A 17,837-nucleotide genomic window follows, 5' to 3' on the forward strand; every position below is an offset into this window, starting at 1 on the left:
CGCCGGGAGCCCGTGGAACAGCAGGAGGACAACACCGCCGTGGCCCTGACTCAGCCTCCGCCGATGGCACCGCCGCTGGACCGTGAACAGATCCTGCGGAGGCAGTCGCTCCGCGAGTCCGCCGCCCGCACGTATGCGCGTTCGCTGCCCGTCGTCCCGGTCCGCGCCCGCGGGCTGACGATCGAGGGGGCGGACGGCCGCCGTTACCTCGACTGCCTCTCCGGCGCCGGCACGCTCGCGCTCGGGCACAACCACCCCGTTGTGCTCGAAGCGATTCGCGCCGTCCTGGACTCCGGTGCGCCCCTGCACGTCCTGGACCTCGCCACCCCCGTCAAGGACGCCTTCACCACCGAGCTGTTCGCCACCCTGCCGCGGGAGCTGGCCGAGCACGGGAAGGTGCAGTTCTGCGGCCCGGCCGGCACGGACGCGGTCGAGGCCGCGCTGACGCTCGTACGGACAGCGACCGGACGCGACGGCCTGATGGCCTTCACCGGCGCGTACCACGGCATGACGGCGGGGGCGCTCGCCGCGTCCGGGGGCGCGCGGGACACCTCCGTGACCCGGCTGCCGTATCCGTACGCCTATCGCTGCCCGTTCGGGACCGGCGGAGGAGGCGTCGGGGACGGCGTCGGCGTCGGGCAGGAGGCCGGGAGCGCGGGCGCCGGGATCGGGGGCGCAGGCGGGCACGCCGCAGGGGGCGCGCACGCCGCAGAGCGCGGCGCGGAACTGGCCGCGCGCTGGGCGGAGAACGCCCTCACCGACCCCAAGAGCGGGGTGCCGTGCCCGGCCGGCATGATCCTTGAGCCCGTCCAGGGCGAGGGCGGGGTGATTCCCGCGCCCGACAGCTGGCTGCGCCGGATGCGTGAGCTCACCGCGGCGCACGACGTCCCGCTCGTCGTCGACGAGGTGCAGACCGGCGTCGGCCGCACCGGCGCCTTCTGGGCGATCGACCACAGCGGCATCGTCCCGGACGTCCTCGTCCTCTCCAAGGCCATCGGCGGCAGCCTGCCGCTCGCGGTGATCGTCTACCGCGAGGAGCTGGACACCTGGCGCCCCGGCGCGCACGCCGGCACCTTCCGCGGCAACCAGCTCGCGATGGCGGCCGGCGCCGCGACGCTCGCGTACGTACGCGAGAACGGCCTCGCCGCACACGCCGCCGAGCTGGGCGCACGGATGCTCGCACGGTTGCGCGGCCTGGCCGCGCACCACGACTGCATCGGCGACGTCCGCGGCCGCGGCCTGATGCTCGGCGTCGAACTGGTCGATCCGGAAGGGCCGGTGGGACCGGACGGCGCCCCGCCGCCCGGCTCCCGGCTGGCCGCCGAGGTCCAGCAGCAGTGCCTGGACCGCGGGCTGATCGTGGAGCTCGGTGGCCGCGGCTCCGCCGTCGTCCGCCTGCTCCCGCCGCTCACGCTCACCGACGAACAGGCCGACGCCGTACTCGACCGCCTCGCCGACGCCATCGCGGCGGCGGTCCGCCCCACCCCCGGACCGACGGGTTCGCCCCTCCCCACCATGCGAGGCACCACCCCATGACCGAACGCCTTGGCCCTGCGACGAACGGGCCGGCCGGCCCCGCCCCGGACGCCTCACCCGCGGCGCAGCCCCCGTCCGACGGACCGCGCGCGAGCGTGTCGCGGACGGAAATGCCCGGCGGGGGCACGGAGTTCCCCGGCGAGGGCGTCTCTTCGGAGCGCGGGGCGCCGGCTGCGCCGTCGGGGGGCGGCGCAGCCGGCGGCGCGACCGACGACGCGGCGAGCGCGTTGGCCCCCGAAATTCCTGAAACAGCGGAGCCGTCGGAGGTATCAGAAGAGCCGTCCGGGGCGTCCGAACCGTCCGAGTCGGCCGACGAACCCAGCGTCCCGCGCCAGGCGCGTCGTATCGGCCACGTGTGTGAGCCGGGGACGCTCGGTTCCCGGGCGGGCGTCGGGATGGCCTTCGGTGTCGGGGCGGCGATGCGGGACAGGCGGCAGCCGCCCGGTACGGAGCGGGACGCCGACCTCGATCCGTCGAAGTGCCCCGACCCGTTGGAGCACCCCGACCCGGCGGTGGCCGCGGACGCGGCGGGCGTCGAGAACCTGCTGCGCTGCTGGGTCCGGGAGAGCGGCACGCCGCGCCCGCCCGGCGACCGTCTCCGGCTCCCGCTCGACGCCATCGGCAACGCCCTGCGCGTCCCCGTCCGTTACTGGTCGGCCACCGGCTGCCACCGCTTCGGCCTGCCTGTACTGGAGCAGGCTCCGGCGGATGCGCCCTCTGTGGACGCCGTCACCTTGGCCGCTCTGCTGCGCCGAGAGACGGCGTTCGCGGACAGGGCCGCGGAGGCGACTACGGAGGAGGCCGCAGAGGGGAGTGCAGAAGGGGCCGCCGAAGGATCCCCCGAAGGCGCCGCCGAGCTGGTCGGCCGCGTGGCCAACTCCGTACGCTGCACCGCCGCCATCCTCGCCGACCGGCGGGCCCGTCCCGCCGGCCCGCACGGCGACCGCTTCCTCGAAGGCGAGCAGTCCCTGATCCTGGGGCACCCGCTGCACCCCACACCGAAGAGCCGCGAGGGCCTGTCCGAGGGGGACCTCCGCGCGTACTCCCCGGAGCTGCGCGGCTCCTTCCCGCTGCACTGGCTGGCCGTGCACCGCTCCGTACTGGCCGGGGACTCGGCGTGGACCGCGCGCGGCCGCACCGTACCGTCCGGCCGGCTCGCCGCCGATCTCGCCGGTGACGGCCTCGAACTACCCGCCGATACCGTCCCGTTGCCGCTGCACCCGTGGCAGGCCCGCGAGGTACGGCACCGCCCCGATGTCGCCGCGCTCCTGGACGCCGGCCTGCTGCACGACCTCGGCCCGCACGGCAAGCACTGGCACCCCACCTCCTCCGTACGGACGGTCCACTGCCCCGGCGCGAACGCCATGCTCAAGCTCTCCCTCGGGCTTCGGATCACCAACTCGCGCCGGGAGAACCTCCGCAAGGAGCTGCAGCGCGGCGTCGAGGCCCACCGCCTCCTCCGCAGCGGCCTCTCCGCACAGTGGCGCGCGGCCCACCCGGGCTTCGACATCGTCCGCGACCCGGCCTGGCTCGCCGTCACGGGCACCGACGGCGAGCCGGTCCGCGGTCTCGACGTCGTCTTCCGGCACAACCCCTTCGGGCCGGACGACGACGCCGTGTGCGTCGCCGGCCTCACCTCGCCGCGGCCGTGGCCCGGCCATGAGGGGCTGCGCTCCCGCCTCGCCGACCTCATCGGCACACTGACGGCGCGCACCGGCCGGCCCGCCGGAGCGGTCGCCGCCGAGTGGTTCCTGCGGTACCTCCACGCCGTCGTACGTCCCGTCCTGTGGCTCGACGGCACCGCGGGCGTCGCACTGGAGGCCCACCAGCAGAACACCCTCGTCCTGATCGACGCGGACGGCTGGCCGAGCGGCGGCCGGTACCGCGACAACCAGGGCTACTACTTCCGCGAGTCCCGGCGCGCGGAGCTGGACCGGCGGCTGCCCGGCATCGGCGTCGAGAGCGACACGTTCGTGCCCGACGACGTCACCGACGAGCGCTTCGCCTACTACCTCGGCATCAACAACGTCCTCGGGCTGATCGGCGCGTTCGGCGCGCAGGGGCTCGCCGACGAGGGGGTACTCCTCGCCGCCTTCCGGCGGTTCCTGACCGGAGCCGCCGCCGAGCCCGCCGCCCACCGCTCGCCGCTCCCCGAACTCCTCCTCACCGCCCGGACCCTGCGATGCAAGGCCAACCTCCTCACCCGGCTGCACGGCCTGGACGAGCTCGTCGGCCCGGTCGACACCCAGTCCGTTTACGTCACCCTCCCCAACCCCCTCAACCCGTGAGCCATGAGGCCACCGACCCGTGCCCCCTTGAGCCCACGAGAGGAGCACCCCGCCGTGCCCCCCACCGAACCACCGGCGTCTCTGACCACCGCTCCGGGCCCGGACCCGGCCCTCGCCCCGGCCTCCGAGGGGAGCGTTCAGGCCCTCGCTCCCGAGGCGAGCGTCCCGAGCGCCGCCACTCCCTGCGACGCTCTCCGTGACACCGTCGACCTCCGGCTGCCCGCCGAACTGACCGTCCTCGGGGCCGAGGACACCGTGCCGCAGCTCCGCCCCGGTGACCCGGCGGCCGGCCCGCTCCTCGACGCGCTCGCCGGATGGGGACCCGCCGAGACCCCGGCCGGGCCGTTCCAGCTCGTACCTGTCCGGCTGGAGCGCGACCTCGCGCTGGTCGCCGGCTGGATGAACGACCCGGCCGTGGCCGCTTTCTGGGAGCTGGCCGGGCCGCCCGGTATCACCGAAGCGCATCTGCGGACCCAGCTCGACGGCGACGGCCGCAGCGTGCCCTGCCTGGGCGTGCTGGCCGGTGTCCCCATGAGCTACTGGGAGATCTACCGCGCCGACCTCGACCCGCTCGCCCGCTACTACCCGGCCCGCCCGCACGACACCGGCATCCACCTCCTCATCGGCGGCGTCGCCGACCGCGGCCGCGGCCTGGGGAGCACCCTCCTGCGGGCCACCGCCGACCTCGTCCTGGACCACCGCCCCCAGTGCGGCCGGGTCGTCGCCGAGCCCGACCTGCGCAATACCCCCTCCATCGCCGCCTTCCTCAGCGCCGGCTTCCGCTTCGCCGCGGAGACCGACCTGCCCGACAAGCGCGCCGCCCTGATGATCCGCGACCGCGCCCTGCGCACCGTCCTGTGATCCGCCACCGGCCCCGGACCCCGGCCCGCCCCGGTCACGCCCTCCCCGTATCCCCTCCTCCTCTCCACTCCCTTCCCCTCGACAATCCGCTGCTCATTCCCTTATGCCGCTCACCCCGAGCACCAAGGAGTCAGCCTTGCCTCCCTCCTCCTCCGCCCAGCCCGCCCATACCGCCGGCCCCTCCGACCCGAGCGGCCCGGCCGACACCGCCGTCCCGGCCGGCCCGGACCCCACGCCCCCCTGCGGCCCGGACGCCGCAGCCTGGCAGCGCGCCGCCCGCCGCCTCCTCGCCAAGACCCTCGCGGAGCTGGCCTACGAGGAGGTCATCGCCCCCGAGCCGGACGGCACCGCCCCCTGCGGCACCCCCCGCTACCGCCTTCCCCTCACCCCCGATATCACCTACCGCTTCCACGCCCGCCGCGGCGCATACGGGCACTGGCGCGTTGACCCGGACTCCGTCACGCCCACCGGCGACCCTCTGCACTTCCTCTTCCACGCCCACGACACCGTCCTGGGCCTGAGCGGCGACACCACCGGCCACCTCATCCGCGAGCTCACCGCCACGCTCGCCGCCGACACCCGGCTGGACGCCACCGCCCTCACCGCCGCCGAGCTTGCCGACCTCGACTACGCGGCCCTCGAAGGCCACCAGACCGGTCACCCCTGGCTGATCGCCAACAAAGGGCGGCTCGGCTTCTCCGCCGCCGACGCCGAGCGCTGGGCCCCCGAAGCCCGCACGCCCTGCCGGCTGCCCTGGATCGCCGCCCACCGCGACCTCGCCCGCTACCGCGGCACCGGCCCGCTGGCCACCCCCGACCGCCTGTACTCCGAAGAACTCACCCCCGAACTCCGCGACACTTTCGCCCGCACCCTCACCGACCGGGGCCTCGACCCCGCCGACTACCTCTACCTCCCCGTCCACCCCTGGCAGTGGGACGAGACCATCGCCCCGCTCTACGCCCCGCAAATCGCCGCCGAATTCATCGTCCCACTCACCACTGACAACGACCTCCGGCTGCCGCAGCAGTCGATCCGCACCTTCCTCAACACCAGCCGCCCGCACGCCCGCACGGTCAAGCTCCCGCTGTCCGTACTGAACACGCTCGTCTGGCGCGGTCTGCCCACCGAGCGCACCCTCGCGGCCCCCGCCGTCACCGCCTGGGTCCAGGGCCTGCGCGACGCCGACCCGTACCTCCGCGACGAGACCCGCGTGATCCTCCTCGGCGAGACCGCGTCCGTCACCGTCGAACACCCCCTGTACGACCGCATCCCCGGCGTCCCGTACCAGTACAAGGAGCTGCTCGGCTGCATCTGGCGCGAGCCGGTCGCCCCGCTGCTCGACCCTGGAGAGCGCGCCCGCACCCTCGCCTCGCTCCTGCAGACCGACCCGCACGGCCGCGCGCTGACCGCCGAGCTGGTCCACCGCTCCGGGCTCGCGCCGCACACCTGGCTGCGCTACCTCTTCGCCGCCCTGCTGCCACCGCTGCTGCACTTCCTCTACCAGTACGGCACCGTCTTCTCCCCGCACGGCGAGAACGCCATCGTCTGCTTCGACGCGCACGACGTCCCCACCCGCCTCGCGGTCAAGGACTTCGTGGACGACGTCAACACCACGGACGGTCCGCTGCGCGAACTGGCCGCCATGCCCGAGGACGTACGCGAGGTCCTGCTCACCGAACCGCCCGCGTTCCTGACCCAGTTCATCCATTCCGGGCTGTTCGTCGGCGTGTTCCGCTATCTGGCGCCGCTGTGCGAGGAGCAACTGGGCGTCCCCGAGGGCGACTTCTGGTCACTCGTACGGGCCGAGATCCTGCGCCACCACGAGCGCTTCCCGCACCTCAAGGAGCGCCACACGATGTTCGACCTGCTCACCCCGCAGATCGAGCGCCTCTGCCTCAACCGCAACCGTCTCCACATGGACGGTTACCGTGATCGCCCGGAGCGCCCGCACGCCGCCGTGCACGGCATGATCCCGAACCCGCTGCACGCCCCCTGACGCGCCCGTACGACCGGCCACGGACCGGCCGGGACGCGGCGGAGTGTCAGTGGGCCCGCGTAGGGTGGCAAACGCTATGACGAAGCCCTCCCTCCCCGAACTGCTCCATGCCGCCGTCACCGCCGTCGGCGGCACCGAGCGCCCCGGCCAGGTCGCCATGGCCGAGGCGGTCGCCGCGGCCGTCGACGACGGCACCCACCTGCTCGCCCAGGCCGGCACCGGTACCGGAAAGTCGCTCGGCTATCTGGTCCCGGCGCTGGCGCACGGCGAGCGGGTGGTGATCGCGACGGCCACCCTGGCGCTCCAGCGTCAGCTGGTCGAGCGCGACCTGCCGCGTACGGTCGAGTCGCTGCATCCGCTGCTCCGCCGCCGGCCGCAGTTCGCCATGCTCAAGGGCCGGTCGAACTATCTCTGCCTGCACCGCCTCCACGAGGGCGTGCCGCAGGAAGAGGAGGAGGGGCTGTTCGATCCGTTTGAGCAGGCCACGGCGACGAGCAAGCTCGGCAAGGACCTGCTGCGGCTGCGGGACTGGGCGGACGAGACGGAGACGGGTGACCGGGACGCGCTGACGCCGGGCGTCTCCGACCGGGCGTGGGGCCAGGTCTCGGTGACCTCCCGGGAGTGTCTGGGCGCATCGAAGTGCGCGTACGGCGCGGAGTGCTTCGCGGAAGCCGCCCGGGAGCGGGCCAAGCTCGCCGACGTGGTCGTCACGAACCACGCGCTGCTCGCGATCGACGCCATCGAGGGCGCGCCGGTCCTGCCGCAGCACGAGGTGCTGATCATCGACGAGGCGCACGAGCTGGTCTCCCGGGTCACCGGCGTGGCCACGGGGGAGCTCACTCCGGGCCAGGTCAACCGCGCGGTGCGGCGGGCCGCCAAGCTGGTCAACGAAAAGGCCGCCGATCAGCTGCAGACCGCCTCCGAGACCTTCGAGCGGCTGATGGAGCTGGCGCTGCCGGGCCGCCTGGAGGAGATCCCGGAGGACCTGGGGTACTGCCTGATGGCGCTGCGCGACGCCGCCCGTACGGTGATCTCCGCGCTCGGTTCGACCCGCGACAAGTCCGTCCAGGACGAGGACGCCGTCCGCAAGCAGGCGCTGGCCTCCGTGGAGAACGTGCACGCGGTCGCCGAGCGGATCGCGAACGGCTCCGAGTACGACGTGGTCTGGTACGAGCGGCACGACCGCTTCGGTGCCTCGCTGCGCGTCGCCCCGCTGTCGGTGTCCGGGCTGCTGCGGGAGAAGCTCTTCGAGGACCGCTCGGTCGTGCTGACCTCCGCGACCCTCAAGCTGGGCGGCGACTTCAACGGCGTGGCGGCCTCGCTGGGGCTGGCCCCCGAGGGCACGCAGGGGGAGGACGTGCCCCCGTGGAAGGGCCTGGACGTCGGCTCGCCGTTCGATTACGGGAAACAGGGCATTCTGTATGTCGCCAAGCATCTGAACCAGCCGGGGCGCGAGGGCACCCGCACGGACATGCTGGACGAGCTGGCGGAGCTGGTGGAGGCGGCCGGCGGGCGCACGCTGGGGCTGTTCTCCTCGATGCGGGCCGCGCAGGCGGCCGCCGAGGAGCTGCGCGGCCGGCTGGACGTGCCGATCCTGCTGCAGGGCGAGGAGACGCTCGGCGAGCTGATCCGGGCGTTCGCGGCGGATCCGCGTACGTGCCTGTTCGGGACGCTGTCGCTGTGGCAGGGCGTGGACGTACCGGGGGCGAGCTGCCAGCTGGTGGTCATGGACCGGGTGCCGTTCCCACGCCCCGACGACCCGCTGATGAGCGCCCGCCAGAAGGCCGTGGAGGAGGCCGGCGGCAATGGCTTCATGGCGGTCGCGGCGACGCATGCGGCGCTGCTGATGGCTCAGGGCGCGGGCCGACTGATCCGCGCCTCCGGGGACCGCGGCGTGGTCGCCTGCCTGGATCCGCGGGTCGAGCGGGCACGGTACGGCTCGTTCCTGCGCGCGTCGATGCCCGGCTTCTGGTACACCACCGACCGCAACCAGGTCCGCCGCTCCCTGGCGGCGATCGACGCGGCCGCTCAGGCGGCCGAGAAGGCTGCTGAGGAGCCGGAGACGGCGGACGCGCAGTAGTCCGCCAGGGCCCCGGTGGCGGGCCGCTACGGACCCACACACGTGCGCGGGCCTCGTATACCGATCGGCATACGAGGCCCGTAGCGTGTGACCGCGGTCGGCTCCTCGGGAGCGGTGGCTCCGTGCGGGGCGCCGCCGGGCCGGCCGTGGCACTCAGACCCGGCGGAGCACCGCCACCACCTTGCCGAGGATGGTCGCCTCGTCGCCGGGGATGGGCTGGTACGCGGCGTTGTGCGGGAGCAGCCAGACGTGGCCGTCCTCGCGCTTGAAGCGCTTCACCGTGGCTTCGCCGTCGAGCATGGCGGCGACGATGTCGCCGTTCTCCGCGACGGGCTGGCGGCGGACCGTGACCCAGTCGCCGTCGCAGATCGCGGCCTCGACCATGGAGTCACCGACGACCTTCAGCACGAACAGCTCGCCGTCGCCCACCAGCTGCCGGGGCAGCGGGAAGACGTCCTCGACGGACTCCTCGGCGAGGATCGGGCCGCCGGCGGCGATCCGGCCCACCAGCGGGACGTACGACGCCGCGGGCTTGCCCGTGGTGTCCGCGGGGGCCGAGGCGGGCTGGTCGGAGCCGCGCACCTCGTACGCGCGGGGGCGGTGCGGGTCGCGGCGCAGGAAGCCCTTGCGCTCCAGGGCCATCAGCTGGTGTGCCACCGACGACGTGCTCGACAGACCCACCGCCTGGCCGATCTCGCGCATGGACGGGGGGTACCCGCGCCGCTGGACGGAGTCCCGGATGACCTCGATGACCCGCCGCTGCCGGTCCGTGAGGCCCGAGCTGTCCGCACGGATTCCTGGAGGGCGCCCGGGCAGCGAGCGTGCCGGCTTCTGGCCCTCCGGGCTCACCGTGGTGTCGTCCATCGGCGGTTTCTGGGTCGGCTCGAAGCGGCCCTGGGAGTGGCTCTGTGCGGCAATGATCGCGCTGTCTGCGGTGGTGGTCACGTCGGCTGCCCCTCTCGGAATGTTCTCCCTAGTTAGCCAACGGTAGTTGCTTTCGAAAGGTTGCGCCAAACACACGTTCGAGTGAAAATCCGCGGATTAGCTGACCTGATCAGGGCATCGGGTGTATGGCCACGGGCGGGCGAAAGGCGATAACGGGCATTACGGTACCGTTCCCGCCGGGAAATTCCCGGCGCCGGGTCCGCGTTCTGCCGCGCTTCCGCGACGATCTCGGCGCGCCCGCCGTGACCTGCCCAAGTCTGTCATTGCCGCCCCTCCGCAACGGTCACCGGGGGGTCTCACGTAGTCTCGTGGCTGCTGCGCCGCCGCGACACGCGGTGGGTGCATTTTCTCGCCCGGCACCACATGTAGTGCTTGGATGGGCGACAGCCACCAGACGTTGTGGTCCATGGTCTTCTTCGGTCCGTGGATCGCCTATGCTTGTGGTCGCTCCGGAGGCCCCGTTCGGGCCCTGTCCGGGCTATCAGCCGTACGCCGGAACGGGTTGGCGTACGTCCGTTTTCGAGGGTGAGGAGGGCAAGCCATGCACTGCCCCTTCTGCAGGCACCCCGACAGCCGGGTGGTGGACAGCCGCACCACCGACGACGGCACCTCGATCCGCCGCCGCCGGCAGTGCCCCGACTGCTCCCGGCGGTTCACGACGATCGAGACGGCGTCACTCACGGTGATCAAGCGGAGCGGGGTCACCGAGCCCTTCAGCCGTGACAAGGTCATCGCCGGCGTGCGCAAGGCGTGCCAGGGCCGGCCGGTCACCGAGGACGCGCTCGCCAAGCTCGGCCAGCGGGTCGAGGAGGCGGTCCGCGCGACCGGCAGCGCCGAGCTGTCCACCCATGACGTCGGGCTCGCCATACTGGGCCCGCTCCAGGAGCTGGACCTCGTGGCGTACCTGCGCTTCGCGAGCGTGTACCGGGCGTTCGACTCGCTCGAAGATTTTGAGGCGGCCATCGCGGAGCTGCGTGAGCAGCGGCCGCCCTCGCATCACTGCGGGAACTGCGGGGAGGCCGAGAATTCGGCGGTCCCCGTGCCCGCCCCCGCCGCCGACTAGCTCGGCGCGCGACCCAGACCTCGCCGGAGCTGAGCAGGAGCCCCGGCGCAGCAAGACATACACCGTGCCACGGGAAGATGTGTGCACATCAGGGCGTTTACGCCCGTACAGGGAGGCGGCATGACAGAGACGACGAGCGGCCCGGCGCGAGGCTCCCGAAAGGGCAGCAAGGCGAGCAAGGGTCTGCGTATCGAGCGCATCCACACCACCCCCGGCGTGCATCCGTACGACGAGGTGGCGTGGGAGAGCCGAGACGTCGTCATGACCAATTGGCGCGACGGCTCGGTCAATTTCGAGCAGCGTGGCGTCGAGTTCCCCGACTTCTGGTCGGTGAACGCGGTCAACATCGTCACAAGCAAGTACTTCCGTGGCGCGGTCGGCTCCCCGGAGCGGGAGAAGAGCCTCAAGCAGCTCATCGACCGCGTGGTGAAGACGTACCGGAAGTCCGGTGAGGAGAACGGTTACTTCGCCTCCCCGGCCGACGCGGAGATCTTTGAACACGAGCTGGCGTACGCGCTGCTCCACCAGGTCTTCAGCTTCAACTCGCCGGTCTGGTTCAACGTCGGCACCAAGCAGCCGCAGCAGGTCAGCGCCTGCTTCATCCTCTCCGTCGACGACTCCATGGAGTCGATCCTGGACTGGTACAAGGAAGAGGGGATGATCTTCAAGGGCGGCTCCGGCGCCGGCCTGAACCTCTCCCGCATCCGCTCCTCCAAGGAGCTGCTGTCCTCCGGCGGCAACGCCTCCGGACCGGTCTCCTTCATGCGCGGCGCCGACGCGTCCGCCGGCACCATCAAGTCGGGCGGCGCCACCCGCCGCGCCGCCAAGATGGTCGTCCTGGACGTGGACCACCCGGACGTCGAGGCGTTCATCGAGACCAAGGTCTCCGAGGAGGAGAAGATCCGCGCGCTGCGCGACGCGGGCTTCGACATGGACCTGGGCGGCGACGACATCGCTTCCGTCCAGTACCAGAACGCCAACAACTCGGTCCGCGTGAACGACGAGTTCATGAAGGCCGTGGAGTCCGGCTCGAAGTTCGGCCTGCGCGGCCGGCTGAACGGCGAGGTCATCGAGGAGGTCGACGCCAAGGGCCTGTTCCGCAAGATGGCCGAGGCCGCCTGGGCCTGCGCCGACCCCGGCATCCAGTACGACGACACCATCAACCACTGGCACACCTCGCCGGAGTCGGGCCGGATCACCGCCTCGAACCCGTGCAGCGAGTACATGCACCTGGACAACTCCTCGTGCAACCTCGCCTCGCTCAACCTCATGAAGTTCCTGCGCGACGACGACAAGGGCAACCAGTCGTTCGACGCGGAGCGCTTCGCCAAGGTCGTCGAGCTGGTCATCACCGCGATGGACATCTCCATCTGCTTTGCGGACTTCCCGACCGAGAAGATCGGTGAGACCACCCGCGCCTTCCGTCAGCTGGGCATCGGTTACGCCAACCTCGGCGCCCTGCTCATGGCCACGGGCCACGCGTACGACTCCGACGGCGGCCGCGCGCTCGCCGGCGCCATCACCTCCCTGATGACCGGTACCTCGTACAAGCGCTCCGCCGAGCTGGCCTCGGTCGTCGGCCCGTACGACGGTTACGCCCGCAACGCCGACGCCCACAAGCGCGTCATGAAGCAGCACGCGGACGCCAACGGTGCCGCCACGCGCATGGACGACCTGGACACCCCGGTGTGGGCCGCGGCCACCGAGGCGTGGCAGGACGTCATCCGCCTCGGCGAGAAGAACGGCTTCCGCAACGCGCAGGCTTCGGTGCTGGCCCCCACCGGCACCATCGGCCTGATGATGGACTGCGACACCACGGGCGTCGAGCCGGACCTGGCCCTGGTCAAGTTCAAGAAGCTCGTCGGCGGCGGCTCGATGCAGATCGTGAACAACACGGTCCCGAAGGCCCTGAAGCGCCTGGGCTACCAGCCCGAGCAGGTCGAGGCGATCGTCGCCCACATCGCCGAGCACGGCAATGTGATCGACGCCCCGGCCCTGAAGACCGAGCACTACGAGGTCTTCGACTGCGCCATGGGCGAGCGTGCCATCTCCCCGATGGGCCACGTCCGCATGATGGCCGCAGCGCAGCCGTTCCTCTCCGGCGCGATCTCCAAGACGGTCAACGTCCCGGAGACCGCCACGGTCGAGGAGATCGAGGACGTCTACTTCCAGGGCTGGAAGCTCGGCCTGAAGGCGCTCGCGATCTACCGCGACAACTGCAAGGTCGGCCAGCCGCTCTCCGCCAAGAAGAAGGAGGAGGAGAAGAAGGCCGAGCCGGTCGCCGAGAAGAAGGTCGTCGAGTACCGCCCGGTCCGCAAGCGTCTCCCGAAGGGCCGTCCCGGCATCACCACCTCCTTCACCGTCGGCGGCGCCGAGGGTTACATGACGGCCAACTCCTACCCGGACGACGGCCTGGGCGAGGTCTTCCTGAAGATGTCCAAGCAGGGCTCGACCCTCGCGGGCATGATGGACGCCTTCTCCATCGCGGTCTCGGTCGGCCTCCAGTACGGCGTGCCGCTGGAGACCTACGTCTCGAAGTTCACCAACATGCGCTTCGAGCCGGCCGGCATGACGGACGACCCGGACGTGCGGATGGCGCAGTCGATCGTCGACTACATCTTCCGTCGCCTGGCGCTGGACTTCCTGCCCTTCGAGACCCGCTCGGCGCTCGGCATCCACTCCGTCGAGGAGCGTCAGCGCCACCTGGAGACCGGTTCGTACGAGCCGGCCGAGGACGAGGTCGACATCCAGGGCCTGGCCCAGTCGGCCCCGCTGACCCCGGCGACCCAGCAGTCCGCGCCGGCCTCCACCGAAGAGGTCGTCGAGGAGACCGCGGCGCCGGCCCCGAAGCAGGCGCACACCAACGCGGAGCTGGTCGAGATGCAGCTCGGCATCAACGCCGACGCACCGCTGTGCTTCTCCTGCGGCACGAAGATGCAGCGCGCCGGCAGCTGCTACCTCTGCGAGGGCTGCGGCTCCACGAGCGGCTGCAGCTGACAGTGCGCCCCTCGGGGCGTGAATGAACCGCTCAGGGCGGTGGAGGCGGGGTCCCGCTTCCACCGCCCTCGGCGTTGACTGCCGGCCTTGCGCCCGGTGGGCTTCCGGTCCGCGTCGCGTCCGTGTCGTGGTTGTCAGCCGGCGGCGGGCCGTCGTCCCATCCACGTGGCGAAGTCGTCGGCGTCGCCCTCGAAACCGCGGACCTCGCTCACGAACTGCCACTCGCCGTCGCCGTCCCGGACGAACTCCGCGACCACCGCGGCCGTGGCGCCGGGAAGACGGCCGAAGTCGTCCTCCGCCAGCAACTCGTAGCCCTCCAGGATGCGCACCAGGGTGTGCGGTATGTCGCTGAAGGTCCGGCGTCCGCCCCGCTGCTGGATGGTGACGCCCACCACCACCCGGCCGTACCTCTCCGCCAGCCGCGAGAACTCCAGCGTCATCGCCTCGTCGACGCCGAATCCCTGGCCGGTCCTGCTGTCCCGGTTCAGCGTGATGGTGCCGTCGGGGGAGCGGCTGTCGAAGTGCACGAGGTAGTCGGGCTCGCCGTACAGCGCGTCCGTGGTGTACGTCGCGGCGATGATGTCGAGGTCGTTGGCGGGCTCGCCCTGGGGGCTCGGGTCCCATTTCAGCGTGACCTCGGCCTTGTCGATCCCCTTGTTGAGACTGCTCACCAGACTTCCCTTCTTCGGCCCCGGAGCACCGTGGCCGGGCGCTTCCCGTGAATCACCCATGCTGCCACGAGGGTGTGACATGCGGTGTCTGCCCGCCCTCATCCGCCGTATACAGCACATGAGTTGAAGTGTGCGTACTGTGACGCGCAGTGACGCGAGGGGCGCCAGGGGCCGTACGATGGCGCGGTGCTGGTCAAATGGATTCGCTGCACTGTTGTGGACCGCGGGGGGTTCGAACGGGGGCAGCGCAAATGGGCGGGGCTGCCCGGGGAGCCGGGCTTCCGGGGGCAAGGAGGCGGCTGGAGCCGCACCCGACCCGGTGTCGCGCATCTCGTGGCCTTCTGGGAGAGCAGGGCGTTCTACGACTCGTTCATGGCGAGATCGCACGACCGCCTGGCCGCCGCGCAGACCGGCACGTACAAGAACGGCCAGACCCGTCTCTTCGAACACGAGCTGGACGTGAAGGTCGGCTTCCGCCCCGTCTTCACGGACGCCGATGTGCTGCGACTGGCGTACTGCCAGGTCAAGTCGGACCGCGTCGACCACTACAAGCTGATGCAGGAGAAGGTCTGGAACCCCGCGATGGCGGGCTCCCCGGGGATGCTGCGCGGCATGCTGGGGCGCGCCCCGGGGGAGGAGTTCCTGGTCCTCTCGATGTGGCAGTCGGCGGCCGAACGCGGCAAGTACCGCCCGGAACGCCTCGAACGGCTGGCCCTACGGGCGCAGACGGCGGCGGACATCATGGGCGTCACGGGCGACGTGGTCGACCTGGAGCCTTCGTGGACGGTGTGACGGCCTCACGGTGTGAGATGTGACCGTCCAACGGCGTGCGGGGCCCCGTTCGCGGTCAGGTGCTCCTCGTGAACGTTCCTGCGTGTGCTGCCGCGAGGGCGACGGCGACGGCCTGGTCAGCGGCCGGCTCGTCCAGGCCCTCGCGGGTGATGAACAGGCGGAAGAACAGCGGTGCCGCCGCCGCGCGTACCAGTGCTCCGCCGTCGATGGCCGACCGCGGGCCGGGCAGCTCGCCGCGGGCGACGGCGCGGTCCACGATCACCTCGCAGCGCGTGAACCGTTCGGCGTAGTACGCGCGCAGCGCCTGCGCGGCCGGTTCGGACTGGAAGGCGGCGGCAATGACCGCCGAGCTGGGCGCGGCGGTCGCGGGGTCGGCGAAGGAGTGCACGACCTCCAGCGCGAGCGCGTGCAGGTCGCCGTGGAGCGAGCCGGTGTCGGGCGGTGTCCAGCTGTCCTCGCCGGCCAGGTCGAGGGTGTCGGCGACCAGCCCGTCGACGCCGCCCCAGCGGCGGTAGAGCGTCGTCTTGTGCACGCCGGAGTGCTCGGCGACGTACTCGACCGTCAGGCCGGAGTAGCCGTGCTCGGTGAGGCCGGTCAGGACGGCGTCGCGGACGGCTGCCCGCGTGCGTGCGGTACGGCCGCCGGGCCGGCGGGTGCCCGGGCGGGCGGCGCCGGTTCCGCCTGCGACCTGCGCGGTCTGCTCGTTGTCCACAGGCAAATGCAACTCCACTTGCGTTAGGTACGGGGTCGTGTCATCATCGTCAGCGTAACGCAACAACCGTCGCGTTTTGGTTCGGTCGGTCGCTGGTGCGGCCGCGGGGGAGGTGACCAGTGTCCACTCAGGTCTTTCAGGTCTTCCAGGCCTTCGGGTCCGGCGTCCGGGAGCGCCCCGGGCAGGGGGTGGCGGCTCGTTCTAGGCTGGCGGCATGGCACGCCCCCGACGCATCGTCCTCATCAGGCACGGAGAGTCCGACGGAAATATCGATGACACGGTGTACGAGAGGGAGCCGGACCACGCCCTGAGTCTGACGGAGCGCGGCGTCAAGCAGGCCGAGGAGGCCGGTGCGCAGCTGCGGAGGATGTTCGGGGACGAGCGAATATCCGCGTACGTCTCTCCGTACCGCCGCACGCACCAGACGTTCCAGGCGCTCGGTCTGGACAAGGAGCGGGTCCGGGTCCGCGAGGAGCCGCGGCTGCGCGAGCAGGACTGGGGGAACTGGCAGGACCGGGACGACGTACGGCTCCAGAAGGCGTACCGCGACGCCTACGGCCACTTCTTCTACCGCTTCGCCCAGGGGGAGTCGGGTGCGGACGTCTACGACCGGGTGGGCGCGTTCCTGGAGAGCCTGTGGCGCAGCTTCGAGGCCCCCGACCATCCGCCGAACGTTCTGATCGTCACGCACGGGCTGACCATGCGGTTGTTCTGTATGAGGTGGTTCCACTGGACCGTTGCCGAATTTGAATCGCTGTCCAATCCCCACAACGCCGATCACCGCACTCTGCTGCTCGGTCCGGACGGGAGGTACCGCCTTGACCGGCCGTTCGAGAGCTGGTGTACACCGCAGTCCTACGGGGCCACCGGTTAGAGTGCAACCGATGACCGCCGATCACCGTGACAGTGACGCACAGCGCTTCGCGCGGGCCCTGGAGAGCCTGCGGGGGCTTGCCGTGGGCGACGCCCTGGGATCCCAGTTCTTCGTGCCCGCCCATTACCCCGCGCTGAAGAGCCGCGCCCTGCCGCCGGCGCCCTGGCGGTGGACCGACGACACCGAGATGGCCGCCTCTGTACTGGCCGTACTGACCGAGCACGGCCGGATCGACCAGGACGCGCTCGCCCGCTCCTTCGCGGAGCACCACGATGTGGACCGCGCCTACGGCCCCGCCGTGGACCGTCTGCTCCGGCAGGTGCGGGAGGGGAGGGACTGGCGCGAGCTGGCCTCGGCGCTCTTCAAGGGGCAGGGCTCGTGGGGCAACGGTGCCGCCATGCGCATCGCCCCGCTGGGCGCCTGGTACGCCGACGATCCCGAGCAGGCCACGCACCAGGCGGAGATCTCGGCGTACGTCACGCACCAGCACCGGGAGGCGGTCGTCGGGGCGATGGCGGTGGCGGCCGCGGCCGCGCTCGTCGCCGCGCCGGACCGTGTCACCGGCCCGGAAGCGCTGCTGGACGCCGTCATGGAGCTCATCCCGCGCAGCGCGGTCCAGGCGGGGCTGCGCCGTGCCCGCGACATGCTCGACTACGCGGACGCGAGCACGGTCGCGGCGGTGCTCGGCTGTGGTCGGCGGACCACCGCCCACGACACCGTGCCGTTCACGCTGTGGGCCGCCGCGCGCAACCTGGGCAGCTATGAGCAGGCGTTCTGGACCACGGCCCGGGCGGGTGGCGACGTGGACACCACGTGCGCGATCGTCGGCGCCATCGTCGCGGCCGGCCCGGAGGGCGCACCGCCGGAGGAATGGCTGGCCGGGACGGAGGACCTCCCGGCCTGGATGCCGGGCGGGGTGAGCTGAGGGGCGTAGGGGGCGCCTGAGGTGGGTGGCCTCGGCTGCGTGTGGTGTTGCTCAAGGCTCGTCGCCTGAGGGCGTGTGGCGTTGCCTGGGGCGCCTC

Annotated in this window: 13 protein-coding genes; 10 read left to right on the forward strand and 3 right to left on the reverse strand. The window is 71.8% G+C overall.

Annotation, left to right across the window (positions count from 1 at the left end; genetic code table 11):
* Positions 1 to 39: 39 nt before the first annotated feature.
* The 5 genes from IF04_RS35965 (at position 40) to IF04_RS0122365 (ending at position 8,761) form a co-directional block, all read left to right on the forward strand.
* Positions 40 to 1,536: an aminotransferase class III-fold pyridoxal phosphate-dependent enzyme gene (locus tag IF04_RS35965; RefSeq protein WP_037960372.1), complete on the forward strand. Its 1,497-nt coding sequence runs from the start codon at positions 40 to 42 to the stop codon at positions 1,534 to 1,536.
* A gap of 419 nt (positions 1,537 to 1,955) precedes the next feature.
* Complete coding sequence (locus IF04_RS0122350) at positions 1,956 to 3,824, forward strand: IucA/IucC family protein (protein ID WP_245654478.1); 1,869 nt, start codon at positions 1,956 to 1,958, stop codon at positions 3,822 to 3,824.
* Between the two features lie 54 nt (positions 3,825 to 3,878).
* The gene (locus IF04_RS0122355; RefSeq protein WP_030260723.1) at positions 3,879 to 4,685 is read left to right on the forward strand and encodes a GNAT family N-acetyltransferase; all 807 of its coding nucleotides are present in this window, start codon (positions 3,879 to 3,881) and stop codon (positions 4,683 to 4,685) included.
* Positions 4,686 to 4,788: 103 nt separating this feature from the next.
* Positions 4,789 to 6,681 carry an IucA/IucC family protein gene (locus IF04_RS0122360; protein ID WP_051831459.1) on the forward strand — a complete coding sequence of 631 codons (1,893 nt, stop codon included), beginning with the start codon at positions 4,789 to 4,791 and terminating at the stop codon, positions 6,679 to 6,681.
* Between the two features lie 76 nt (positions 6,682 to 6,757).
* Positions 6,758 to 8,761: an ATP-dependent DNA helicase gene (locus IF04_RS0122365; RefSeq protein ID WP_037960325.1), complete on the forward strand. Its 2,004-nt coding sequence runs from the start codon at positions 6,758 to 6,760 to the stop codon at positions 8,759 to 8,761.
* 153 nt (positions 8,762 to 8,914) lie between these two features.
* On the opposite strand, the gene lexA is transcribed toward IF04_RS0122365, so the two are convergent.
* Entirely contained in the window at positions 8,915 to 9,706 is a 792-nt protein-coding gene (lexA, locus tag IF04_RS0122370) for a transcriptional repressor LexA (RefSeq protein ID WP_030260732.1), read from the reverse strand.
* Positions 9,707 to 10,247: 541 nt separating this feature from the next.
* Here lexA and nrdR point away from each other — a divergent pair.
* Positions 10,248 to 10,769: a transcriptional regulator NrdR gene (gene nrdR / locus IF04_RS0122375; protein ID WP_030260734.1), complete on the forward strand. Its 522-nt coding sequence runs from the start codon at positions 10,248 to 10,250 to the stop codon at positions 10,767 to 10,769.
* 120 nt (positions 10,770 to 10,889) lie between these two features.
* Entirely contained in the window at positions 10,890 to 13,766 is a 2,877-nt protein-coding gene (locus IF04_RS0122380; protein ID WP_030260736.1) for a vitamin B12-dependent ribonucleotide reductase, read from the forward strand.
* 134 nt (positions 13,767 to 13,900) lie between these two features.
* Here IF04_RS0122380 and IF04_RS0122385 read toward each other — a convergent pair whose 3' ends face one another.
* The gene (locus IF04_RS0122385; protein WP_030260738.1) at positions 13,901 to 14,437 is read right to left on the reverse strand and encodes a TerD family protein; all 537 of its coding nucleotides are present in this window, start codon (positions 14,435 to 14,437) and stop codon (positions 13,901 to 13,903) included.
* Positions 14,438 to 14,623: 186 nt separating this feature from the next.
* Between IF04_RS0122385 and IF04_RS0122390 the strand changes: the two genes are divergently transcribed.
* Positions 14,624 to 15,229: a YdbC family protein gene (locus tag IF04_RS0122390; protein WP_030260740.1), complete on the forward strand. Its 606-nt coding sequence runs from the start codon at positions 14,624 to 14,626 to the stop codon at positions 15,227 to 15,229.
* 55 nt (positions 15,230 to 15,284) lie between these two features.
* Here the strand turns inward: IF04_RS0122390 and IF04_RS0122395 are convergent, their stop codons facing one another.
* Positions 15,285 to 15,941, reverse strand: a complete 657-nt coding sequence (locus tag IF04_RS0122395) for a TetR/AcrR family transcriptional regulator (RefSeq protein WP_051831460.1) — start codon at positions 15,939 to 15,941, stop codon at positions 15,285 to 15,287.
* A gap of 214 nt (positions 15,942 to 16,155) precedes the next feature.
* On the opposite strand from IF04_RS0122395, the gene IF04_RS0122400 reads away from it, so the two are divergent.
* Entirely contained in the window at positions 16,156 to 16,815 is a 660-nt protein-coding gene (locus IF04_RS0122400; protein ID WP_030260746.1) for a histidine phosphatase family protein, read from the forward strand.
* Positions 16,816 to 16,825: 10 nt separating this feature from the next.
* Positions 16,826 to 17,740 (forward strand): ADP-ribosylglycohydrolase family protein, encoded by a 915-nt coding sequence (locus IF04_RS0122405; RefSeq protein WP_030260749.1) that lies wholly within the window; start codon positions 16,826 to 16,828, stop codon positions 17,738 to 17,740.
* The last annotated feature ends 97 nt before the right edge of the window (positions 17,741 to 17,837 follow it).

Origin of the sequence: Streptomyces violens (assembly GCF_000717745.1) — a bacterium.
Lineage (GTDB): Bacteria > Actinomycetota > Actinomycetes > Streptomycetales > Streptomycetaceae > Streptomyces > Streptomyces violens.